Source organism: Alteromonas sp. ABM1_013 (assembly GCF_056160505.1).
The window spans coordinates 827,951-851,990 of sequence record NZ_JBSWXH010000001.1; the positions used below are offsets into that span (position 1 = coordinate 827,951).

Annotated in this window: 22 protein-coding genes, 1 tRNA gene, 1 other RNA gene and 1 riboswitch; of the genes, 21 read left to right on the plus strand and 3 right to left on the minus strand. The window is 43.7% G+C overall.

Annotation, left to right across the window (positions count from 1 at the left end):
- The first annotated feature begins 55 nt into the window (after window positions 1-55).
- Window positions 56-152: signal recognition particle sRNA small type (gene ffs, locus ACXAGK_RS03510), an RNA gene on the plus strand.
- A gap of 15 nt (window positions 153-167) precedes the next feature.
- On the opposite strand, the gene ACXAGK_RS03515 is transcribed toward ffs, so the two are convergent.
- On the minus strand, window positions 168-473 hold the full coding sequence (locus ACXAGK_RS03515) for a late competence development ComFB family protein (RefSeq protein ID WP_179982700.1): 306 nt from the start codon (window positions 471-473) through the stop codon (window positions 168-170).
- A gap of 323 nt (window positions 474-796) precedes the next feature.
- On the opposite strand from ACXAGK_RS03515, the gene ACXAGK_RS03520 reads away from it, so the two are divergent.
- From ACXAGK_RS03520 to ACXAGK_RS03560, 9 genes are all read left to right on the plus strand, one after another.
- Complete coding sequence (locus tag ACXAGK_RS03520) at window positions 797-1,888, plus strand: tryptophan 2,3-dioxygenase family protein (protein ID WP_474854120.1); 1,092 nt, start codon at window positions 797-799, stop codon at window positions 1,886-1,888.
- 497 nt (window positions 1,889-2,385) lie between these two features.
- Window positions 2,386-5,028 carry a TonB-dependent receptor domain-containing protein gene (locus ACXAGK_RS03525; RefSeq protein ID WP_474854122.1) on the plus strand — a complete coding sequence of 881 codons (2,643 nt, stop codon included), beginning with the start codon at window positions 2,386-2,388 and terminating at the stop codon, window positions 5,026-5,028.
- Between the two features lie 104 nt (window positions 5,029-5,132).
- Window positions 5,133-6,047 (plus strand): class I SAM-dependent methyltransferase, encoded by a 915-nt coding sequence (locus ACXAGK_RS03530; RefSeq protein ID WP_474854123.1) that lies wholly within the window; start codon window positions 5,133-5,135, stop codon window positions 6,045-6,047.
- A gap of 322 nt (window positions 6,048-6,369) precedes the next feature.
- Entirely contained in the window at window positions 6,370-7,131 is a 762-nt protein-coding gene (locus tag ACXAGK_RS03535) for a DUF3450 domain-containing protein (protein WP_118489934.1), read from the plus strand.
- A gap of 6 nt (window positions 7,132-7,137) precedes the next feature.
- Entirely contained in the window at window positions 7,138-8,496 is a 1,359-nt protein-coding gene (locus ACXAGK_RS03540; RefSeq protein ID WP_474808117.1) for a MotA/TolQ/ExbB proton channel family protein, read from the plus strand.
- A 1-nt stretch (window position 8,497) separates the two neighbouring features.
- The gene (locus tag ACXAGK_RS03545; protein ID WP_012517736.1) at window positions 8,498-9,022 is read left to right on the plus strand and encodes a MotA/TolQ/ExbB proton channel family protein; all 525 of its coding nucleotides are present in this window, start codon (window positions 8,498-8,500) and stop codon (window positions 9,020-9,022) included.
- Window positions 9,023-9,033: 11 nt separating this feature from the next.
- Window positions 9,034-9,432: an ExbD/TolR family protein gene (locus ACXAGK_RS03550; protein ID WP_012517737.1), complete on the plus strand. Its 399-nt coding sequence runs from the start codon at window positions 9,034-9,036 to the stop codon at window positions 9,430-9,432.
- A 1-nt stretch (window position 9,433) separates the two neighbouring features.
- A complete protein-coding gene (locus tag ACXAGK_RS03555; protein ID WP_474808114.1) occupies window positions 9,434-10,045 on the plus strand; it encodes an energy transducer TonB in 612 nt (203 codons plus the stop codon).
- 2 nt (window positions 10,046-10,047) lie between these two features.
- Window positions 10,048-11,313 carry a tetratricopeptide repeat protein gene (locus ACXAGK_RS03560; RefSeq protein WP_474854126.1) on the plus strand — a complete coding sequence of 422 codons (1,266 nt, stop codon included), beginning with the start codon at window positions 10,048-10,050 and terminating at the stop codon, window positions 11,311-11,313.
- A gap of 153 nt (window positions 11,314-11,466) precedes the next feature.
- Here ACXAGK_RS03560 and ACXAGK_RS03565 read toward each other — a convergent pair whose 3' ends face one another.
- Window positions 11,467-13,743 (minus strand): GNAT family N-acetyltransferase, encoded by a 2,277-nt coding sequence (locus ACXAGK_RS03565; protein ID WP_474854128.1) that lies wholly within the window; start codon window positions 13,741-13,743, stop codon window positions 11,467-11,469.
- A gap of 59 nt (window positions 13,744-13,802) precedes the next feature.
- Between ACXAGK_RS03565 and ACXAGK_RS03570 the strand changes: the two genes are divergently transcribed.
- The 10 genes from ACXAGK_RS03570 (at window position 13,803) to ACXAGK_RS03615 (ending at window position 21,739) form a co-directional block, all read left to right on the plus strand.
- Complete coding sequence (locus tag ACXAGK_RS03570; RefSeq protein WP_474854129.1) at window positions 13,803-14,228, plus strand: acyl-CoA thioesterase; 426 nt, start codon at window positions 13,803-13,805, stop codon at window positions 14,226-14,228.
- Window positions 14,229-14,357: 129 nt separating this feature from the next.
- Window positions 14,358-14,461, plus strand: a riboswitch (TPP riboswitch).
- Window positions 14,462-14,516: 55 nt separating this feature from the next.
- A complete protein-coding gene (locus ACXAGK_RS03575) occupies window positions 14,517-16,607 on the plus strand; it encodes a TonB-dependent receptor (protein ID WP_474854130.1) in 2,091 nt (696 codons plus the stop codon).
- A 14-nt stretch (window positions 16,608-16,621) separates the two neighbouring features.
- Window positions 16,622-16,885, plus strand: a complete 264-nt coding sequence (locus tag ACXAGK_RS03580; RefSeq protein ID WP_474854132.1) for a hypothetical protein — start codon at window positions 16,622-16,624, stop codon at window positions 16,883-16,885.
- Entirely contained in the window at window positions 16,885-17,529 is a 645-nt protein-coding gene (gene pnuC, locus ACXAGK_RS03585) for a nicotinamide riboside transporter PnuC (protein ID WP_474854134.1), read from the plus strand. The genes ACXAGK_RS03580 and pnuC overlap by 1 nt, the downstream gene beginning before the upstream one ends.
- Entirely contained in the window at window positions 17,495-18,355 is an 861-nt protein-coding gene (locus ACXAGK_RS03590) for a phosphotransferase (protein ID WP_474854135.1), read from the plus strand. Before pnuC ends, ACXAGK_RS03590 begins: the two co-directional genes overlap by 35 nt.
- Window positions 18,356-18,539: 184 nt before the next feature.
- A tRNA-Trp gene (locus ACXAGK_RS03595) sits at window positions 18,540-18,616 on the plus strand.
- Between the two features lie 356 nt (window positions 18,617-18,972).
- Window positions 18,973-19,641, plus strand: coding sequence for an alanine acetyltransferase (locus ACXAGK_RS03600; RefSeq protein WP_474854137.1), 669 nt, complete (start codon window positions 18,973-18,975; stop codon window positions 19,639-19,641).
- A gap of 9 nt (window positions 19,642-19,650) precedes the next feature.
- Complete coding sequence (gene rimI, locus ACXAGK_RS03605) at window positions 19,651-20,151, plus strand: ribosomal protein S18-alanine N-acetyltransferase (protein ID WP_474854139.1); 501 nt, start codon at window positions 19,651-19,653, stop codon at window positions 20,149-20,151.
- 133 nt (window positions 20,152-20,284) lie between these two features.
- Complete coding sequence (locus tag ACXAGK_RS03610; RefSeq protein WP_474854141.1) at window positions 20,285-20,581, plus strand: 2OG-Fe(II) oxygenase; 297 nt, start codon at window positions 20,285-20,287, stop codon at window positions 20,579-20,581.
- A 228-nt stretch (window positions 20,582-20,809) separates the two neighbouring features.
- Complete coding sequence (locus ACXAGK_RS03615; RefSeq protein WP_474854143.1) at window positions 20,810-21,739, plus strand: DMT family transporter; 930 nt, start codon at window positions 20,810-20,812, stop codon at window positions 21,737-21,739.
- Between the two features lie 7 nt (window positions 21,740-21,746).
- Here the strand turns inward: ACXAGK_RS03615 and ACXAGK_RS03620 are convergent, their stop codons facing one another.
- Window positions 21,747-22,643: a LysR family transcriptional regulator gene (locus ACXAGK_RS03620; RefSeq protein WP_474854145.1), complete on the minus strand. Its 897-nt coding sequence runs from the start codon at window positions 22,641-22,643 to the stop codon at window positions 21,747-21,749.
- A 192-nt stretch (window positions 22,644-22,835) separates the two neighbouring features.
- Between ACXAGK_RS03620 and ACXAGK_RS03625 the strand changes: the two genes are divergently transcribed.
- The gene (locus ACXAGK_RS03625; protein ID WP_474854147.1) at window positions 22,836-24,035 is read left to right on the plus strand and encodes an MFS transporter; all 1,200 of its coding nucleotides are present in this window, start codon (window positions 22,836-22,838) and stop codon (window positions 24,033-24,035) included.
- The last annotated feature ends 5 nt before the right edge of the window (window positions 24,036-24,040 follow it).

Here is a 24,040-nt window from a genome sequence, read left to right on the forward strand (position 1 = left end):
CGCACTCAGGCAGGGGCGAATGACTTTGCTTTGAATGCGATTTTCTATGGTGGGCTTTTGGTCCTCCCGCAATGATACTCTGTGAACCCGGTCAGGCCTGGAAGGGAGCAGCCGCAGCAGACGACTCATGTGCCGGGATGTGGCTGGAGGCCCGCCACCCAAACCTCTTATTCTACTTCTTCTATACCTTCTTCCGTATTTTCTTTCTTACTTTTATCTGCTTCGTCTAAATATTTCAGTGCTTTGCTAATCGCGTGCTCAACATTCATTTCCATTTGGTTGCGTTCACTTTGCGGCAGGTAAAATGCCATATCAACTTCGTATCGAATATAACGCGGCGGCACCTGATTGAGCGCAAGACAGCACAAATCTGCCAAATAATCGGGGCTTTTGGTCGTATCAAGACCAAGTTTGCTAATTCTTTCTAAGACCAAGTGCTCGTAATAATTGTGAATATCGTCGTCTAGTTTCACCTTCGTTCCCCTTATAGTTTTTGTAAGCATCGTGCTTTAGCGTTTTGAATAGTATGCAAGCAATACGTTACACAAGTAGCCTTAAGCTTAAAAGAGCCCCAGATCAAGAAAGCCTTTGAGCTTTTAAGAAACCCTTAGCTTAATTAAAACCTCTAGCTCAGATAAAGCCTTTACACTTGTAATGGATACATTCGTTTACGCCCACAGCGATACGACATTACCTTCAGCTATGTCGCCTTATAATGTATAGCTTGTATTCTGGGGATGTCGAGGTGACAGTGTTAGTATTACACGGTTCAAATCAGTAATAAGGCAATAATAAAATGAAGAAAAATATAGAGCCCTGCTACTACGGCGATTACTTGCATTTAGATAAGGTACTAGGCGCGCAAGAATTGCAAAGTGAGAAATACGGCGATGCGGCCCACGAAGAGATGTTGTTCATTGTCGTACATCAGGTTTACGAACTTTGGTTTAAACAGGTCCTTCACGAACTCAATGCCGTTATTGATACGTTTAACCAAGAAACGGTGAAAGATCAGCAGTTAACGTTAGTTGTACACAGACTGCAGCGAATCATACAAATTCAAAAACTTATGAACGACCAAATTGCCATTATGGAAACCATGACACCGCAGCAATTTCTGTCGTTTCGAGATTATCTTGTGCCCGCATCGGGCTTTCAGAGTATCCAGTTCAAACGTTTAGAAATTTCTCTCGGCTTAAAACGTGACTTTAGGATCGATTTTGACAAGCAAAGCTTTTATAACCGGCTTACTGACAAGGACCGAGCACTGCTCGAAAGTTTAGAAAGCAAACCAAGCTTGTTTGAATTGGTCGATGATTGGCTTTCTCGCATGCCCCTTTTAAAAACTGAAGGGTTCGATTTTTGGCAATACTATAAAAATGCTGCCGACGAGATGTTGAAAGATGATCATAGCACTATTTCTACTAGTGATATGTTGTCGCAGACAGAAAAGCGTCAGGAGCTTAAAGACCTCCAAACCACTACGGAAAATTTCGACGCCCTGTTTGATGAAGCTAAATTCGAAAAGCTTCGAGGTGAAGATAAGTTTCGTTTAAGCCATAAGGCCATGCTCTCAGCTTTATTTATTAAGCAATACTCGGAAGAGCCGATATTCAATCTTCCTTTTCAACTTATCACAGCACTTACTGAAGTAGATGAACAATTAACGATATGGCGCTATCGGCATGCAATGATGGTCCAGCGCATGCTAGGTACTAAAATAGGGACGGGCGGCTCTTCTGGTCACCACTATTTAAAGAAAACCACCGAGTCCAATCGTATCTTTCTAGATTTCTTCAACATGGCAACATTTTTATTACCTAAAAGTGCGTTGCCTGAATTGCCTGAAGCGGTACGTAAATACTTGGGGTTTTATTTACAGCAATGAGCAAACTTAATTTATTAACTTTATCTTATGATTTCTTCAGCATTTTTCTGTTCGTGTAGGGACCAAGTAAAAAGAAGTATCTGGGGTTGTCTAGCCTAATAAATTTGAATTTAAGTTTTTAAGTAAAAATAAAGTGTCCTTTCAATTGTCTTGTGGATTTAAATTTCGGTACGAAATTTAACCTTATGAAGGTTAAATAATAACCAGTTTGGGTGGGCGGTATGAAAAATAATCAGAAATAAATTGGGTGCATTTTTTACATTTTATCTAATTGTAATAAAAGACTTTATTTCGTTTTTGTAGCTATTTTGTTACAACTTTCTTTATGGCCTCGAAAAAAAAATTGAACTTTTCAGAACCGTTTATCTGATCCTTATTGACCCTGAATTGAGCTTATGTTTATTATCTTTATGAGGTCCAAACCTTACTAATAATAAATCGTTATAAAGACGATGCTGAAATGCTAAAACGTATTTTCAAGTCCAGGGAGACAATACATGTTTACAAATTCTAAGCTGGCTAAATCAGTCAAGCTAGCGTGCGCGTTTGGTGCTGCGTCCGCTTTTTCATTCTCAGGTGCTGTTAATGCACAAGAAGAGCAAGAAGCTGTTGCTGTTGAAAAAATCGAAGTAACAGGTTCACGCATCAAGCGTAGTGACCTAGAAGGCGCTGCTCCTGTTGTATCTATTACAGCCGCTGATATTAAACTTGAAGGTGACTTTACTGTTGCTGACGCGCTTCGCTCAAGCTCACTGAACTCTTTCGGCTCGTTCTCAGAGCGTTCAGGTAGTTCTGCACAGTCTCAAGCAACTATCAACCTTCGCGGTGCTGGTTCTCGTCGTACGCTAGTACTTCTTAACGGTCGTCGCTTCCCAGGTTCACCTACACTAGGCGGTGCTTCTGCAAACCTTAACGCTATCCCAATGGCTGCGGTTGAGCGTATCGATATCATGACTGAAGGTGCTTCTTCAATCTATGGTTCTGACGCAATGGCTGGTGTTGTAAACATCATTCTTAAAGACAACTTCGAAGGCCTGACTTTCAATATCGGCGCAGGTATGCGTGAGCAGGACGAAGGTACAACTTCTGCTGAGTTCTCAGTAGTTGGTGGTATTTCTAACGACAAAGGTAACGTAACATTCTCGTTCGATCACCAGCGTCGTGAAGGTATTTCTGATGCAGACCGTGATTACACCAAAGCAAAAATTGGTGATTTCGACGGCGACGGCGATATCCAAGCATACACTGCTGATACTGTAGGTTGGTCTTACTTCGGTGCTACTGTATTGTCTCCAGACTTCGCAGAAGCTCAAGCTTCACCTCTTTGTGATAGCCTAATCTCTGAGTACGGTGAAGATACATTCCGCCGTGTAGACGCTGATGAAGATTGGGGCGAAGGTTCTGAGTACTGTATGTATGCGTACGCTAACGTATCTTACAACACTGCATCAATTGACCGTAATACACTATATGTAAGTGCTGATTACGAAGTAATGGAAGATGTTGAGTGGTTTGGTCAAGCAATGGTTGTTCAAAACTCATCATTTGGTCGTTACGCTCCACCTGCTGCTGCATGGACTGACATGGATGCTGACAACCCTCACAACCCTTACGGTGTTGACGGTGCATACGGTCTATTCCGCTGGGTTGGTATCGGTACTCGTGACGGTAACGTAGACGACTACAACCAAGACTACACAACTGGTCTTCGCGGCATGCTAGACTGGAACAATGCTGAGTGGGAAGTTTACTACCACTTTAACATGGCTGATAACAAATCAGTTGGTCAGTACTACCTTTCTTACTCAGGCCTTGCATATAACGAACAAAACGGTATCGACCTAGGTTCAGACGAAGGTGTTGCAAACATGAAAGCAACAACCCTTCAAGAGTCTAGCTCACGCTTCCACCAATACTACGCGGGTATCGGTTTCGACATGTTCGAACTACCTGGTGGTATGGTTGCTCACTACTTCGGTGCTGAGTTCTTTGAACAAACTTATGCTGACATCTATGACGGTCAGTCTGAAGCTGGTCTAATCGGTGGTTCTGCAGGTAACTCATCTCAAGGTGACCGTGACGTAACAGCAATCTTCTTCGAATCTGTTCTTCCAGTATCTGATACTGTAGAAGTAAACATTAAAGCGCGTTACGATGACTACTCTGACTTCGGTAGCAAGCTGTCACCAGCAGTGTCTGCTCGTTGGGAAGTTGCTGATGGCCTAGTACTTCGTGGTTCATACTCTGAGTCTTTCCGTGCACCAGGTCTTGACCTTCTAAACGCTGCTCGTACGTTCTCTGCAGAAGATGCGATTGACTATAACAACGGTTCAACTGTTGAGCGTCAGTACGACACTTATTACACAGCTAACGCTGACCTAGATGCTGAAACGTCTGATTACCTAAACTTTGGTGTTGCATATGACGTGAACGATAACGTTAGTGTTAAACTTGACTACTTCAATCTATCGATTGACAACGTAATTCAAGCGAAAACGCTTCAGAATCTACTTTCTGACGAAGCTGCAGGTCTAATCACTGCGGTTTCTGTAGATACAGACACCTCAGACGAGACTTTCTACCTTAAGCGTGCAGCATCTGGTGTTCTAGTTGAAGCTGGTACTTCATACTTCAACGGTGCAGGTTTTGAAATTGAAGGTATCGATTTCACCCTTAATGCGAACCTAGAAACTGAATTCGGTAACTTCCGCTTCCAGAATGTTAACTCTTTTGTACTTTCTTACGATCAGGAAGTTGGTGGCATCGTTCAGGATATTGCTGGTTGGTCTGGTAGCCCAGACTTTAAGTCAGTTGCAACTGCAGTTTGGAGCTTTGAAGAGCATACACTTGCTTGGAACATGACTTACACAGACAGCACGTCTGAGTTCCAGACAGCGCCTGTAGATGCGGACGGCAACACTATCGTAGGTCCATACGACATCAACGGTAAGCTTGATAGCTGGTTAATCCATAACGTAACTTATACGTTCGATATGGCTGACTACGGTTCAATCACGCTAGCTGTTAACAACGTAACTGATGAAGATCCAGTATTCTCATCAAGCGGTACATGGGATAACCAAGACCTGTACAACAACTTTGGTCGTGACTACCGTCTTAACTACCAAGTTAGCTTCTAAGCATAGAATCTAGTTTAAAAAAGGCCGAGCAATCGGCCTTTTTTTATTTTGGTGGAAGAAAATTAGCTTTATCCTGTCTTTAATATGATTAAAGAGTACTTCTCATGAGTAGTTATTGGAGTGAATACTGGCAGCAAGGTCACGTTAATTCGTTTGCCGATTCAACAAGTCAAAATTATGAAGGCGAGCTTGCTGAACAATGGCTGAGGTTTTTTGATGAGACAAACGTTCAAGGTGGTAGAGTCGTAGACCTTGCAACAGGCAATGGCGCGCTTATCGATCTTGCCGTAAATATAGGTAATTTCCGCGAACCCGAATATATCGGTGTTGATTACGCAACCTTAAAAATAGGCGATAGTCTTAAACACACTAATATCACCTTCCTGCAAGAACAGAATATTGAGTCACTCCCATTTTCAGATAATGAAGTGACAGCTGTCGTTTCCCAATTTGGTATCGAATACAGCAATTTGGATCTTACATTAAATGAGGTAAGTCGGGTATTACGGCCGGGTGGGAAATTAAGAGTAGTGGTTCACCGAAAAGAAAGTGCTATTGTTGAGCCAAATTTTCAAATTCTTAAAGTTATACAAACACTTCAAGAAAAGGGTAGCCCTTTAGAGGCACTAAAGCGATTAGTGGCTGCGTTAAACGAATCTTCTAAGCCAAGTCAGGATAAAGAAGCTATTCGGTTGGAGTTAAATGAAAAAGTGGGAAAACTCGTCAGTGAATATAAACAAGCATTGTACGATACAAATTTCCCGAAGCTTTTAAAGACGGTTTTAAATCCGAAAGATTCAATTGCACAAAAAGAGAAGATTTTTGTCGAGTACGATAAAGAATTAGCATCTCATGGTGTAAGACTATCGGATTTAATCGACGCTGCGAGCGATTCCGAAGAAATTACGTTACTCAAAAGTAAATTAATGTGTAACGATTTTGTTGATATAAGTGTTTCAGACATATCCGATAAAAGAGGTTTAATAGGCACAGTTATTAGTGCTATAAAAAGGCAGTAACTTGTTGTATTTTTAACCGCTAGCTGTGCATGTTAATGTGCATTATGTCCTTCAGGTTAATTTATTAACAAACAGATTGCATAAAAGGTGATTAATTGGACGCTGAGTGAACAATTAATCTCCACTTCTCGGCTGCAAGTACTTTGCTAGCTTGACTCTACCGAGCAATCCATGTGAATATAACACGTTCGTAGTACTGACTATTAATGTCAGAGCTACATTCCTGAAACAAAATTGTGAAAGTTTTATACGCCCCTTGCCCGAATATTTTCCTTATCGGCGAGGATTCAAATAAGAAATTTGGTTGGGAACTATGTCCAAAATGAGCAAGAGAACTCTTATTGCTTCTACTGTTATGGGTGCTTTCGCACTAACAGGTAGTGCAGTCTCTGCAGATACGCTTGAAGATCTTCATAAAGAAGAAGCGAAAATCCACGCGGCTGCAGCGAAATCTCAAGAAAAAATCAACACGTTGTTTGAACAGTCTCAAGAACTACTTGTTGAGTATCGTCAAACAGTAGATGAGACAGAAAACCTTAAAATCTACAACGATTACATCGCTAGCCTTGTTGCAGACCAGCAGCGTGGAATCGACTCTCTACAGCGTCAAATCGACAGCATCGAACAAACTAAGCAGGGCATCGTTCCTCTTATGTTCCGTATGATTGACAGCTTAGAGCAGTTCATCAAGCTAGACCGTCCAATTCGTTTGGAAGAGCGTCTGCAGCGCGTTGAGCGTCTTCGTGACCTAATGGCTAACTCTAACGTTACTGTTTCTGAGCAGTTCCGTCAGGTACTAGAAGCTTACCTAGTAGAAGTTGAGTACGGCACTAAGATCAATTCTTACCAAGGTACTATCGATGATGCGGGTACTGAAGTAACTGTTGACTTCTTTAACCTAGGTCGTACAGCTTTACTAGCTCTTTCTCTTGACCAAACGCACGCATGGGTTTGGAACAATGAAAGCCGCACTTGGGAGAAGCTAGGTGATGAGTACCTTTCTTCAACTATTGACGCAGTAAAAATGGCTAACGGCACCATTCCTGCGGCTCTTGTTAAACTACCAATTAGCGCAGCGGAGTAATTGTTAATGAAACCAGTATTCAAATCTCTTTTAGCCGCTGCGACAGTTGCAGTTGCGGCAACCGGAGCGCAAGCTCAGGAAGCAAAGAGCCTGAAAGATCTTTTAGACCAGGTTCAACAGAACCGTGTTTCTGAAGCTCGTCTAGACAAAAAGCGTGAAGCTGAGTTCCAATCAGCACGTGCTGATAAGCAAGCGCTTCTACGCAAAGCTCAAGCAAACCTTAAAGCTGAGCAAGACCGTGGCGATCGTCTACAGAAGCAATTCTCAGACAACGAAGTAGCACTAAACGAAAAAGCCGCTGAGCTTGACCAAGCTACTGGTACACTTGGCGAAATGTTTGGTGTGGTACGTCAAGCATCTTCTGAAGCTTACGGTCGTATCTCTACATCAATCGTTAGTGCACAGTTCCCTGGCCGCAGCCAGTTCCTAGCGGAAATGTCAGAAGACTCTAAAGGTCTTCCTAACATTAAAGAACTAGAAGACCTATGGTTCGCACTTCAAAAAGAAATGACTGAAGGTGGTGAAGTTGTTAAGTTTACTACTGAAGTAGTTAACCTAGACGGCGGTTCTTCACAGCAAGAAGTTGTTCGTATCGGTACTTTCAACCTTGTTGGTGAAGATGGTTACTTAGCATACGACGCCGAGTCTGAAGTTGTTCAGCCTCTAGGTCGTCAACCAGACGGTCACTTCGTAGCGTCTGCTGAAGATCTAATCGACGCGACTTCAGGTTTCACACCTTTCTACGCTGACCCTTCTCAAGGCGGTATCCTTGGTCTATTGAAGCAAAAAGCGACAATGTCTGAGCGTTATCACGCGGGTGGTCCAGTAGGTTACACAATTACGCTAATGCTAGCTGTTGGTCTACTAATTGGTCTTTATAAGATGATCACGCTTACCATCACTGGTGGTAAAATGCGTTCACAGCTTAAAAACGTGAACAGCCCATCTGAAGGTAACCCTCTAGGTCGTATTCTTAAAGTTTACCAAGAGAACAAAACTGCTGATGCAGAAAACCTTGAACTTAAACTTGATGAAGCGATTCTTCGCGAGCTTCCTAAAATTGAAAGCGGCATCAACGTAATCAAGATTTTCGCAGCGATTGCTCCTCTACTAGGTCTACTAGGTACAGTACTAGGTATGATCGAGACGTTCCAAACTATCACACTATTCGGTACTGGTGACCCACGTATGATGGCAGGAAGTATCTCAATGGCTCTTGTAACTACTGCTCAAGGTATTATCGCGGCTCTGCCTCTAATCCTTACTCACAGCATCGTAGCTTCTCGTAGCAAGTCAATCATCCACATTCTTGATGAGCAAACTGCGGGTATCGTAGCTGCTCACTCAGAGTCGGAGAAAGCGTAATATGAATTACCTGATTGGATTATTCGAATCGGTCAGGGACTTTATCGCTACCGGCGGTGACGTACTTTACTTCGTTGCTGCCGCGCTCTTTCTCATGTGGGTTTTAATGATTGAGCGTTACTGGTATTTAACCTCGGTCTTCCCAAAGGTGAAGAAAAACATCATCGCGAATTGGGATGCCCGAGCAGATACCACATCATGGTATGCGCATAGAATCCGTGACGCGTGGATTTCTCAAGCGTCAGACGATCTAAACGCTAGAATGCTGATTATCAGAACCATTATTGCAATGTGTCCACTAATCGGTCTACTTGGAACAGTAACCGGTATGATCAGTGTTTTCGAGACAATGGCAACACAGGGCACCAGCAACGCACGTCTAATGGCGGCTGGTATCTCTATGGCGACTATCCCGACAATGGCGGGAATGGTAGCCGCGCTATCTGGACTGTTCATCAGTTCGCGTCTTGAAGCGAAAGTGAAGCTGGCAAGAGAAGGGCTAGTTGATAGCCTGCCACATCATTAGAGAGAGAGATTATGGCTCGAAAAGTCAGAACCGAGGAAGAAGATGCACAGATCGACATGACACCCATGTTGGATATCGTGTTTATCATGCTGATCTTCTTTATCGTTACCACTGTTTTCGTTAAAGAAGCAGGGATCGAAGTCAACAAGCCAGATGCGAGCCAGGCGATTCTTCACAAAAATGCAAACATTTTCATCGCCGTAACTGAAGACGGAAATGTATGGCTAGATAAGCGTGAAGTAGCGCCGGACAGCGTAAGAGCGAATATTGAAAGACTGCTTACCGAGCAGCCAACTGACTACGTAATCATTCAAGCTGACGTTAAAGCAAAGCATGGTTTAGTAGTTGAGATTATGGATCAGGTTAAAGCCGCTGGCGTTAACCGAGTCTCGGTAGCGGCAAGGGGATAAGATGTTACGTATAATTGTATCTATACTTTTAGGTGCTGGTGTTGCATTTGCCCTTTTCGTTCTAATGGCTAAGTTGATTGAAAACTCATCTAGACCAGCAGACGAAGTTCCGCCTGCACCGGTTATCGATATTGTAATGCAGGAACCAGACGACCAGACGCAAACGCGTACTCGTGTTCCACCACCACCACCGCCTCCGCCTCCACAGCCTCCTAAAATGGAGCAAGTAGAGCCGGAAACAGCGGAACCTGATGCAGATGGCTTTAGCTTAGCTATTCCAGCTATCGACACAGGTGGTGTTGGTGTAAACATCGGTGGTGTTGGTGCAATGCAACGTGACGGTGAAGCTACACCTATCGTTCGTATCGACCCGAAATATCCACCTGATGCAGCCCGTGATGGCCGTGAAGGTTGGGTAAGACTGTCTTTCACTATCAACGAAGTTGGTGGTGTTGAAGATATCGAAGTTATCGAAGCTGAACCTAAGCGCGTATTCGACCGTGAAGCACGTCGTGCTCTACGTAAGTGGAAATACAAGCCTAAGATCGTTGATGGCAAGCCAGTTAGACAGACAGGCATGTTCGTACAGCTAGACTTTAAACTGGAGCAATGATCATGATGAAACGTACATTCAAAATGTCAGCCGTTGCTTTAGTGCTAGGCGCAGGTGCGGTGCTTTCAGCACCCGCTGCTCTAGCGCAGTCGGCACCTGTTGTTTGCCCTGGATATGAAAAGGGCAAAACAACGCTAGTAGGTGAGCGTACCGGTAAAAAAGTTCAAAAAGCTTTTGAATTCTATAATGAAGACCAGCTTACCGAAGCGTTAAATGTACTTTATGAAATCGACCCTTCAGACGATTTTGATAAAGCTTACGTTAAACGTTTCATCGGTAACTTATTGGCTTCACAAGAAGGTCAGGGCGTTAAGGCGTTAAACTATTTGGTTGACTCTGTTGAGCCAAAAGTACTTAACGACACAGAGCACTCTCAAACACTTAAATTGATAGGTGATTTGAGCATGCAGGAAGAGAAGTACACTGATGCCATCAAATGGTATAACAAGTGGATGGAATTTACCTGTAAGGAAGATGCTGATGTGTACACTCGCCTAGCGCAAGCTTACTTTGAGTCTAAGCAGTTAGCTAAAATGATTGAGCCAGCAGACAAGGCAATTGCTTTGTATGAAGAGCCAAACAAGAACCCTTATGTTCTTAAGCTAACTTCTTACTACGAGCGTAAGATGTACCCTGAAACGGTTTCTGTAGCGGAAGATCTTGTTAGTACTTTCCCTCAGGAAAAGACTTGGTGGTCGCGTCTTGGCTTTTTCTATATCTTGGTTGAAGACTACAAAAAGGGTCTTTCAACGCTAGAACTTGCATACATGCAGGGTTATCTAGAAAAAGATTCAGAAATCAAAACGCTTGCTCAGCTTTATCAAAGTAACGGTATGCCTTATAAGGCTGCTAAGCTTCTTGAAAAGCACATGAAAGAAGGCTTGTTGAAGAACGATGCTGATATGATTGCAAACATTGCTAATGCATATCACCAGGCTAAAAACTTTAAAACAGCGGCAAACTTGTATGCACAAGCTGCGGCTAAGAGTTCAGACCCTGAGCATTATCGTAAACAAGGTACGCTTTTACTTGTAGCAGAAGACTATAAAGGCGCTATCAAAGCACTAGAGAATGCTCTAGAGCGTGGCGCTGAAAACCCTGAGAAGATTCACTTCACACTTATGGAAGCGAATTTCTACGCGGGCAACTTTAGATCTGCATACAAGCATGTACAAGAAGCTAAGAAAGATCGCTCGCTACGCCGTAACGCGGCAGCGTGGGAACCTTACATCAAGGAAAAAGCTAAAAACCGCGGTATTAATATCTAATATTCGGATTTAGCCAAAAGCCTCCCTCGGGAGGCTTTTTTTTTGCCTAGTAATTTGTAGTGTTTAAAAGATAAGTAAGACGAGAGTTAAGGTAAAAGGCTACAGGATAGTAAAAAACACGCCTGTAAAAACTAATAGCTAGGCTTAGTGTTTTTACTGTAACTGGTCAAAAGCAGGGCGCAACTCAGTTCTTATTAATGAGGTAGCTTCTTTCAACCCATTTACGTTAATGCCATTATTTATTAAAACACCCTCGATTCGCTTTATATCTATGAACGAATTGCTGAATAGGGTTGTTAGGTAGCTTTTTGCATTTACCACCTCTATCAGTAGGTCTAACTTTTCCTGCGTATCCCCAGTTATTCTAGGCATATTGCGGCAATCTCGGGCATTACTTTGCGCTTTAAACTGAGCGTCAGATTGCGCTTCTTTCGACAACTTATGCAAAATTGGCCAAACATCTTCTAACGTTCTTGTACCCTGAATAAAATGACTCAGCTTTGCTATATAGATTTCGATCACGGTTTTGGAAAGTTCATGCACATTGGTGGCGTCAAAGCTTGCTTTTAATGACATAAGGTTAGCTACAAGTTCAGTTGTTTTAGGGGAAAGGGGCAGCACAGCTAACGCGCTCGTCTCACCACTGGCCTTGTTAGGTTTTCGGCCATAATCAACTATGTCAAAACCATTTTGAGTCCAAAAGTTATCTAGCTTCAATGTTGTCCCGTAGGACGTGCAAGTTGCATCTATGGACTGTTCACGGGCTGCGTTAACGACTTTATTAACTACATAACTACCCAAGCCTCTCCCCTGAAGTTTCGGATGTACAGCAATACGGTTAATTCTCCAATAATTATACGTGGCAGCTTTAGGAGTACTAGAAAGCAGGGTAAGCCTTTGCGCGGCTAAATGGCCTTTAGGACGGCGCTGTCCCGCAGCAATACCAGTTGATACATGGGTTAATCTAATCCCACCTTCAATATTTATAATTGCGGCTGCTAACACAAGAGTGCCCAACTTCAGTGTGGCAACCATTACGTCAGGACTATCCAGTAAACGCATAAAATCGTCTGGCGTGGTTTGGTAGTGCGCCAGTGCAAGCAGAGTCATGACTTGCTGAAGCGTGCTTTCGTTTAAGTTTTCAAAAGAACTTATACAGAATTTGCATCTCTCTATTAATTCAAGGTTGTCTTCTGACTCAATACCTGTGATGTTATCGTCGGCATAGCTGCCCTCAAATAAACATGCGCTGTCAAAGAATGCTTCAACAGGGTCGTTCTCAAACCATCGCAGGGGGGTCGACAGGGTTAAATGAATGCTGTCGTTAGGCAAGTTAGGAACGAGTTTATGAATAAACCCGTTTCCTGAACCCTCATAGCCTTGCAGCGTGGTGCTCAAAATCCACTGAGGGTTTGTTGCTATGATACGGTTTATGGCTGGAAGGGGCATTGAGGCGGCCTCATCGACTACAACAAGGTCATACGCTGTATGGTTTTTGTTGTATAGCAGTTCGCTGTCAGGCGGTACCCATTTTACAGAGCCTAAGGACCTTCTTCCGTTTTCAACTGCTCGGTGTTCTTGATTCACAGAGTCGGTATGATGAAACTGACTGCCTGTTTTCTTGCTGTCATCAAAGTGGTGAAAATGAGACATTACGTTAGCAACGTTTTCACGCTGCTCGCTGGTAAGTAACACGTTTTTACCCTTCCTCACTAAGCTGTCAATAAATATACCTAACAAAGAAGATTTACCTCTCCCCCTCGGAGCAGTGAGCAAGGTGTTCAACTTATTTAACGAGTAAGACTGGTACAAACGGCCGTATGTGCTTTCTTGTTCTTTGGAACGAAATAGAGAACCTCTATAGGCATTATCTAAGGAAAGCTTCTCTACTCGATAGGTTGCTAAATCCGGTAGTCTAGCTGTGGATTCAGTAATTATTGCTATTCTAGTTTCGGCATGCAGGCAGTCAATAAAGCGTGCCAGGTATCGGCTATGGGCGAGTGTAAAGCCTTCTGAAAGAAAAGAAACTGAAGCATTGCTGCTCCACTGTTCCAACTCAGGACAGATAAGTATTAAACACCCGTGGTGTTTTACTATGCCTGCCACTGCCATTGCATCACCAGGCTTAAAAGAATCCCTACAATCCAATGTCGCAATATCGTACTCGCTGCCAAGCACTTTTTTCCGTCTCTTTCCTTTTAGCTCTGCACTAGTAAAGGTCGCTACGCTCAAAGTGGAAGTGTCATCAGCTAAAGTCTGAATAATGGATAGTGCGGCTTCACAGAGCGTATCATGACCAGAAATTACCAGCATTCTTCGGTGAAGTGGGTAAGTTACGTCTGATAAGAGTGAGCTGTTTTCGCAGCCATTGTCGCAGCTTTTTTTACTATAGGGGGCAAGAAGCCATTCGCGTAATTGATTTAGCGCCATGAATCAGTTTTTTCGGTATAATCTAACGCTATAGTAGCGATTTATTGTGAGGAATTCGAATGCGCTTTCTTTCTCGGCGTTTAGTTATGCCAAATGATCTTAATTACGCCAATTCTTTATTCGGTGGCCGCGCGTTAGAATGGATAGACGAAGAGGCTGCCATTTGGGCAATCTGTCAGTTAGAGACCAATTGTTTAGTGACTAAGCATATTGGCGAAATTAGTTTTGAATCACCAGCGATGCAAGGTGATATTGTAGAGTTTGGTCTGGAAACCAAAGCCGTAGGCCGGTCATCTATTACCGTAAGTTGTCTAGTGCGCAACAAGGCCACTAAGAAAACTATCTGCTTTGCAGATGACATTGTATTCGTAAAGGTTGACCCAGATACTCGCCAACCAACGGCTCACGGCAAAACGCTAGAAGGGTTAAAAGCACAGACTGACGATGAAGTACGTCGTCTTAATATGAATATTGACACTGAATAGCCTCGGGCTTTCAATACCTTATATCATATAAAAATTATAACCTTAGCTTGATGTCTTATCTGCTTGACGGCGTGTATCTAACTGGTAGACTCCGTCGCATACGTTGAGGTTGCTATTTGCGTAGCCCAACACTATACCAAGGGGTGTCCGTTTACGGTCTGAGATCCACACACGTGGGAACCCTTACACCTGATCCGGATAATACCGGCGTAGGGATGGTTCACAGCATAGCCTTATCACCTGCCGTTAGACCCGGATCTTTTTTCTTAAATAAGAACAAGAGATCCCATGTATAAAACACTTTTCACACTATCATTGCTAGCAAGTTCTGTTGCTGCCTTTGCGCAAGAATCTGCAGTGAACAACACGTCAAAAAACACGCCTTCTGATATTGAACGAGTCGTCGTATCTGGTGACTTTCGACAAACTACACTTGACCAGCTAAGTGCTAGCGCGACGATTTTAGATCAGGAGCGTCTTCTCAGCAGGCAGCCAAGTCACATCGACAGTGTGTTAAACAGTATTCCAAATGTTAACTTTGCTGCGGGTGCATCGCGCGGCCGCTTCGTGCAAATTCGCGGTATTGGTGAGCGTAGCCAGTTCGCTGAACCAATCAACCCTTCCGTAAGCTTTATTGTCGATGATTTTGATTTTTCAGGCCTTGCTGCAGCAGGTATCATTTTTGATACAAAGCAACTAGAAGTCTATCGCGGACCTCAGGCTACGCTTTACGGCACAGGCGCACTCGCTGGTGCGGTTAAGCTTTCTAGTAATAACGTAGGTGGCGACGCGCCAGACTACGTAGAAGCCCGCATTGGTAACAAAGAGAGCTACCGTATTGAAGGGGCAACGGGTGATGAAATTAATTCGGATTGGGGATATCGCGTTGCACTTGTTCATAACCGTAGCGATGGCTTTGTAGAAAACACCTTTCTAGATAGAAGCGACACTAACAATATCGATGAGACCGCATTGCGCTTTGCCGTTGAAGGCAGCGTAGACGAACGAACCACGCTTGCACTTACCTACCGCTGGTATGATATTGACAACGGTTACGATGCATTTTCGCTCGATAACGATAACAAAACACTGTCTGACGAGCCAGGTTTTGACGAACACCAAACGCATGCAGTAAGCGCACGCTCAACTACCAGTACAGCCGCGGGCGACTTCATCCTTATTGCCACTCATGCGTCTCATAACATCGCGTATGGATACGATGAAGATTGGACATTCGATGGCTTCCACCCGTGGGGTTATACGTATTTTGATGCGTACTACCGAGATGTCGAAACCCAAACCGGTGAGGTGCGTTTTGTGTCGTCTGACAGTGCTGCGCTTTTCGACGGTATGACAGACTGGACGTTAGGCGTATTTTATAAAAACACAGAAGAAAAGTTACTTCGTCAGTACACATACCTTGATAGTGACTTTGCCAGTGAGTATACCCCAACGACTACTGCTATCTATGCTCAGACGGAAAGCCGTTTGAAGGACAACTTAGTGCTTGTAGCCGGAGTGAGAGTAGAAAACTATGACTTCGATTACGCCGATAACAACCAACTTACACGCGCGTTTGACACCACCATGGTTGGCGGAAAGGTAGCGCTTCAGTATACGCAAGGCGACCACTTCTACTACGGCAGCATTTCACGGGGTTTTAAAGGCGCAGGCTTTAATCCCGACAGCCGAGTAAACGATAATCAACGTTTCTTTGATGAAGAATACAACTGGAACTATGAAGTGGGTGTAAAAGGCCCCTTGCTAACGCCTGACTTAGTTGCTCGCGCTGCTATTTTCTACATGGATAGAACAGATACGCAGGTAAGTGATTTTGACGTTATCACTCGCGATGACGGCACGGCAGGTTTTGTAGATATTATCGATAATGCTGATTTGGGTACAAACAAAGGGGCCGAGCTAGAACTGAGTTGGTTTGCTAGCGATGCATGGCAGTTAGATGCAAGTGTTGGTTATCTAAGCGCTACATTTGAAGGGTATACACTAGCAGACGGTACTGAAGTATCTGAGCAAAGACAGGCTCAGTCACCAAAGTGGACCGCAAACATTTACAGTGAGTACGCACTTACAGACACCATGCTATGGCGCTTAGATATAGACTATAAAAGCGAATACCGTTTTTCTGACGGCCATGATGTAACCGCGCCAAGCACAACACTGATTAATTCTGAAATTGTAGTGTTACACGGTGATTGGCAGACCTCACTGTGGGTTCAAAATGCATTTGACCGCGAGTATTACACTCGAGGTTTTGGTGGTTTCAGCAACGACCCTCGCGATGAGTATGCGTTTAACGAACCATATTACCAAATAGGTAACGGTCGCCAGTTTGGTATCACTGTTAAATACGCGTTTTAAAAAAGGAAAAAGACATGCAAGTTATGGTTGAACTGTCGTTGTACCCTTTGGTTAACGAATATATTCCACCTATTCAAGATTTTATCGATAGGTTAAATAGCTATAGTGATATCACGGTGACAACATGTTCTACCAGCACGCAGGTTACAGGTGACTATGGCGTTGTTATGAAAGTACTCGGCGATGAAATGCAGAGAACTCACGAAGAAGTGGGGCAGGCTATTTTCGTTGCTAAGTTTTTAAACTTCGATGCTATGCAAGCAAGAAAGTCATCTTAATGGCTAACTTCTTTTCTGAGTTCACTTCTCAAATTGCCGCTACTTCACTGCTAGAGTGGGTAGCGGTTGCTCTTGCCATCGCCTATGTATTATTAGCGGCTAAACAAAATAGCTGGTGCTGGCTCTGTGCCTTTGTAAGCACAGCTATTTATACTTGGTTATTCTGGCAGGTGACGTTGCCATTTCAGTCTGCGCTTAATTTCTTTTACATGGTAATGGCGGGATACGGTTATTATCAGTGGTCTAAAGGGGCGGAAGATGGCGAGGTAAAGCCAGTACTTTATTGGCCGCTGTGGTTGCACTCGCTCATTGTCCCAAGCATGTTATTACTCGCATGGGTTCTCTCTGAAGTGGCTGGTTCGCAATTTAATAGTGAGTACCTACTATTAGATGCGAGTATCAATTTATTGAGTGTGGTTACCACATTTATGGTGGCCCATAAGATACTGCAAAATTGGGTTTACTGGTTTTTCATAAATTTAGCTTCGGCATATTTATACCTGCAAGTGGGCTATGCATTGTCTGCCTGCCTGTTCCTAGGCTACGTAGGGTTCGCAGTATTCGGCCATTATCAATGGTTGGCGCAATATAAAAAACAAGGTGAACAGGTTGGATATCATCGCCACGCTGCAAAAGGCGCTTAATCTCAGCGACAGTGCAAATGTTTCGGTACATCCTGCTGGCGCGGTAAACCGTGTTTATCGCCTTCAAGACCCAGCGAATAACCTGTTAAGTTTGGCTGAAGGTAACCCTCAAATTAACGTTCGTCAAAAGTGTGAAGATGTGCCCATAGATTTAGCCGTTAAGTGGTTGGGTGATGATGATTTCAGTGGTGTGGAACGTAAACATCAGTTTGCTCTACAGCAACGGCTATATGAAGAGGGAATAGCGCCGCAACCAATTTGGTTAAGCGATGATGAAACAATCTGGATTGAACAGTGGGAAAGTCATAGTGCAAGCGCTAAGCTTTCTTCAACTAGACATCCTTCACACATGTTAGCTGAAACCTTAGTGCGCATTCATTCGTTGTCTATTACCGCAAGGCCGTTAAATTTAGTTTCAAGGTGGCAGCATTATTGTGATGTCGCAAAACTTGATACGGGCAGTGAACTTTATTTAAAGGCGCAGGCGCTTCAAAAGAGCGTAATCAAAAGTGAGCAAGACGATGAAGACTGCGTGTTGTGCCACAACGACTTGTTGATTAATCACCTATTGCTTGGTACCAACAACTCGATAAAAGTCATTGATTGGGAGTATGCTGCAATGGGAAATCGTTACTTCGACTTAGCAAGCTGTTGCCTTATCAATAAACTTAACAAGAATGAAAGCGAAGAATTAGTTGCTCACTATGCAAATGTCATGAATATTGACGAAGGCGATGCATTGAACAAGTTCAAGCTACATTCTGACATTGTCCATATAACAAACGACCTGTGGTTTGCTGCGCTCAATGCGAATAAAAGTAATTAAACGCAAAGCGTGAAGCGCTTTAGGCTTGCCTTTGCTTAAGGTTAGTTCAATGGTTAGAAACAGACATATTTGACGTTATTCGATTGAAAAAACAGCGCATTGCGTGTTAATTAAGCATGCAGTGCATGGTAGTGATAAAAAGGCTTTACCTTTTTAATGTCATCCGTATAATGCACAGCGCGCTAGGGGTGTAGTTCGAATTGGTAGAACAGCGGTCTCCAAAACCGATGGTTGGGGGTTCGAGTCCCTCCACCCCTGCCACTTTCTCTTCTTGTGAACGATTCAGTTCAAATAAACAAACTTCTTTGTAAACTACTTATCTCGTTTTTTCTACAAGCCTATTTTTCATAGTTTTTATTCATAGTGCTTACTATTAGTGTTTTGCCACGTGAGTTTAAATACTCAATAGCCTAAGCGTTAGCTAATGCTTTAAGTCGTAATGCTTGTAAAGTAAAAGATTCCAATGCCTCTCTGGCTGATGGGTAGTATTTATTATTCTTTGTGTGCATACGGCATAGCGCACTTTAGGTAAAAGAATGCGATAGTTATTCATTCAGCTCAGCAACTTTAGTAAACTTGGGCAAACAACGGTTTATTTACTTTAGGTCTTTTACGCAATGTCTCTTACTTCATATCAGCAGGCGGTATTACAGGAAATGGGGATCCCAGTGTGGATCACTAAAGACGCCCATGCGAAGATGAAAAAGCAGGAAGGCTTAAAAGAAGGCAGTACCTCAGCGTCAACGCATGGTGCGGCTGTTAGTACATCGCCACAAACACCTTTTAGCCAAAACGGTCAGGAAAATAAGCCGCCGTCAACGGCAATCTCGCAAGAAGAAAAACAGTCACGCCTTGCCCAATTAAGGGCAAATGTAGGCAGTGGAGCAAAAGATAAACCTAAGCCTAAAGTTGCTGTCACAGCCGAAATGCCTACTCGTCGCGCGCTATCAAATGAAGCAACTGAGCAAAATGTCGCGAATAAATCAGAAGTCGCGCAAAGCGAAGCTAAAGGACCTTTATCGCCAGAAGGTATCCCGTTAAGTGCCGAACAGAAAGCGAAGTCTCAGCAATGGCTTAAAGACTTGCAGCTAGCCTGTGTTCAGTTAGGTATTCCGTCACATTGGGCTAGCACCATAATGATTGGGCGTACGCTATCAGTAACTGAAACTGCCATTATATTGCCAGCCACACCGCTTAAACTCACCGCCACGCAGAAACGGGCGTTATGGGCACAGCTCGTCAGCGCGGGTAAAGCGTTAAACAACGCTTCCGTTGCGCCCCAATAGTCTAAACCTATGAAGTTAGTCATCGTAACGCCTGAAAGCTTTGATAAGCATATTGAAAGTGCACATGTTATCCATCAGCACTCGCAAGTCGCACCTTGGAAGTTAAGCACCTTTGCGGATTGCTTTACTAAACCCTATTACGGAGTGTTTGCCTTTGAAGGTGACGAGGTAATCGGCTATGCCATTATGCTTGAAGTTGTTGATGAAGCAACGCTAATGGATATAGCTGTAGATAAAAACGCTAGAGGCAATGGAGTAGGGCGGGCTTTAGTTGATTTTGTCATTGAGACTTCAGTGAAAAATGCAATGCGTGAGATGTGGCTAGAAGTACGTGAAAGTAACTACACGGCTATTTCTCTGTACGAGAGTTCAGGTTTTGAACATATCGAAACTCGTAAAAACTATTACACCGTAGAAAGTAGCGATAACGACAAAAGCGGTATTAATGGAAATATCGCACAAAAAGAAAACGCTAAAATCATGAAGTGGACGAACCCAAAACTAATCTAGTCTGCGGCTCCACCGTTAGGCATATGCGTTTCATGTATATTAAAGCACTATCCGAACTCAGCATATGCTTCCCAGCACTTAGCCCTGCGTGTTTAAATTGCACCATGTTCTCGCTATCCAAGGTGAAATTAGCATGGCCAAAGTGCTCAACAAGGCAATAGTTTCGTCAAAACGTTTTGCCATAAATGTGGTTACCTATAAAGAGGGACATCGTGTGTTAGAACATAACGACCCTATGGGAAGCGGGCGTTATTTTAAATTTAACGTAGTGCTAAAAAAGCCTGAGCTGGGTGGTCAGTTTTGGGCGGAGAAAGTGATTTTTAATTTATTCAATCGAATCTATTTCTTTCGACCCGACAAATACATGCACAGTGTCAGTAAAATAGAGAAGGGAGAGCGTAAGCTGCTCTCCATTGCCTTGTACCTGTAAATCATATTTTTACGTTGCGGCGAAAGACCCGTATAGCAAAGTTTCCACGGGGTTTTAAAAAGCTGACCATTTGGTCGACAAAATAACGTCATTACACGGCAGGCTAGGTTTCAATTCACCGCCATTTCACTTATATTTGCGCCCTTAAAATTCTCCGCCTACATTCAGCTTACTCGGCGGTAGAAACTTTTCTTAACGCATTTCGTGTAATTGGATTTTTAAAAACGCATGTCTTCATTATCGGTGGCGGAAAAAGAGCAATCAAAAGGTATTAAAATGCTTTTGGTTGCGGTGTTGTGCTTAGGACTTAACTGGCCAGGTATGAAACTAGGGCTAGAGATCGTTGGCCCTGTGTGGATGGTGTGCTTACGCTTCTTGTTAAGCCTTCCCGTACTTGCGCTGTTTGTACTTATCACAAAAAAACGTTTACCGGTGCTCAATCGTAAAGATCGCTCGGTAGTTTTTGTCGTTGCGTTTTTCCAGTTTATCCTATCTATGGGGCTTATTACTGTCTCCCTGCAGTTTATCCCCGCGGGCACGGCCAGTATTCTTATTTATACCACCCCTCTTTGGATGCTGCTTATAGATACATTATGGTATCGGCAACGCCCGCCTTCTAAGCGATTAATCCTTACCGGTATTTCTACTATTGGTTGCGCAATGATCCTATTCGCCTCGGGGCAACCGGGAGCATGGCTACCCCTGTTTGGGATGCTGTTAGCGTCTGCATTGTGGGCGATCGCTATTCGTCGAGTGTCTTTTCATAAATGGAAAGGTAGCGTTATTGAGGCGGTATTCTGGCAATTCACCATTGCTGGTTTCGCCATGCTTGCTATTGCTCTGATAGTAGAGCCAACGCCAAATTTTGGGGCCTACGATCTAAGTGACTGGCTGTTACTTGCCTACATTGGCCCTGTGGCAACGGGTCTTGGTTTTGGCCTTATGGTTGCGGCTGGACCTAAATTACCGCCAGATAAAATCGTACTTATTAGTACACTTACCCCGATTGTGGGCTATGTAAGTTCTGTGATATTGCTTAAAGAAACGCTGCTGCCTATGGTTATGGCCGGCGCAATATTGATGATTGCAGCGCTAATCGTAAACGGCCTTTCACCAAGTATGCTTAAGAAAATACTAGGCAAAGGACGCACAAAGTAATCTCTGTTTAAAGCGTTAAGCGAGGTTGGATAAAGTCTAAAAACGCAGAGATACGAGACGATACGGCGCTATTTTTGTAGTACACCGCTTGCACTGATTCTCTGCGATTTGGGCTCACAATATCCTCGCTAAACAAATCGACAAGCGTGCCCTCGCTAATATCCTTATGAACCATAAAGTGGGAAAGTAACGCGATACCTTGCCCTGCAATGCATAGTTGTCGAATGGTTTCACCGCTTGACGCATGAAGGCTGTATTGCAAGTTGATATCTTGCTTAAGTGGCCACTTATTCAAATTTGGTGAGCCGCTAAAACCAATTAGTTTGTGGTTACTCAATGAACTTGCGTTACCGCCATCTTCAGGTAAAGGATACTTTTCAAGGTACTGCGGACTTGCCACAATATGCAGCTTACTTTTTCCTAAACGTCTAGCGTGCAAGTTAGAGTCGCTTAAATCACCAATACGTATTGCGATGTCGGTTTTGTGTTCTAACAAATCGATAATGCTATCGTGACTCGTAATATCGAGCGTAATGTCAGGAAATGCTTCTTGAAACTCGCCTACTAACGGCGCAAGCTGGTGCAGTACGAAAGGGCTTGCTGCATCTACACGAAGCTTGCCTGATGGGGCGCGCTTTAACAGTCGCAATGCTTCTTCGCCTTTTTCCAATACGTTTAGCCCGTCTCTGGCATATTGGAGAAAAAGCTCACCTTCTTCTGTTAGCTCCAACCGTCTGGTAGTGCGATTCAATAGAGTTACATCTAAGCTATCTTCAAGGCGGGTAACCGCTCTGCTGACTTTCGCAACCTGCTGATTAAGCAAATTTGCAGCACTGGAAAAACTACCTGTATCCACAACGGTTAGGAAGGCTTCTAAATCTTCAGTTTTTGATGAGACTGGCATTATACACCTTATATTTTCATATATCGCAAAAGTATTTTGTCATTAGTGCTGTTTTTTGCAAATAAATTTATCGTCAAACTGTACGCACTTTATTAATGGCTTTCAAAGAACAGAGTAGATGTTCGTTCTAGAAGCCAGCAGTGGCGATGTAAATCACGCCATCTCGTTAATTACTTTTTGAGGATAACTAAAATGCCTATTGCATTATTTGCGTTAACGTTAAGTGCGTTTGCTATTGGCACAACAGAGTTCGTGATAGTGGGGCTTGTGCCTACCATTGCAACAGACCTTGGCGTTACGTTACCGAGCGCAGGCTTACTAGTAAGTTTGTACGCCGTTGGTGTTGCCGTTGGCGCACCGGTTCTTACCGCTCTTACGGGTAAGTGGAATAGAAAGCACGTTCTGCTTAGCTTAATGGCGCTTTTTGTGGCAGGTAACATTCTTGCCTGGCAAGCCCCTAGCTACGAGAGCTTAATTTTAGCCCGCATACTGACAGGCCTTGCCCACGGAGTGTTCTTCTCCATAGGGTCCACTATTGCTACTGGGCTTGTGGCGAAAGAAAAAGAGGCCAGTGCTATTGCCATTATGTTTACGGGTTTAACCGTAGCTCTTGTGACCGGTGTACCCTTGGGAACTTGGATTGGTCAAAATTTTGGGTGGCGAGCAACCTTCCTTGTGGTGTCTGCGCTAGGTACGTTAGCGCTAATCGGCAGTGCACTGTTGGTACCGAGTAATCTTAAACAAAGCAAGCCTGCCACCTTAGGTGAACAAATGAAAGTATTGGTTCAGCCTCGTCTGGTATTAGTGTATCTAATGACGATTTTGGGCTATGGCGGCACATTTACAGCATTCACCTATCTAGCGCCTATATTGCAGGAAGTGGCGGGTTTTGCGCCCTCAGCCATAAGCTTAATTATGCTGCTTTACGGGGTATCCGTCGCGGTAGGCAATATTTATGGCGGCAAACTTGCTGACAAAAAAGGCCCAATCCACGCGCTAACAATCATCTTTTCAGCCCTTGCCATCATCTTGTTTGCGCTGACGTTTACCATGGGCAGTAAAGTTGCCGCAGTGATTACTGTTTTAGTGTGGGGGGCATTTGCCTTTGGCAATGTTCCAGGGCTACAGGTTTACGTTGTTCAATTAGCAGAGAAGTTTACTCCTAATGCTGTTGATGTGGCATCAGGCTTAAATATCGCGGCATTTAACATAGGTATAGCGATGGGCTCAATTCTAGGCGGAGCAATTGTTGATGGTATGCAGCTATCAGATACCGCATGGATTGGTGCGCTTATTTCTGTCTCAGCTTTGGTTGTTACTCGCTACAGCGGCTATTTAGACAAGCGTGCACTCAGTACTGCGAATACGGCGAATAACACAACGAGCGCGTAGGGAGG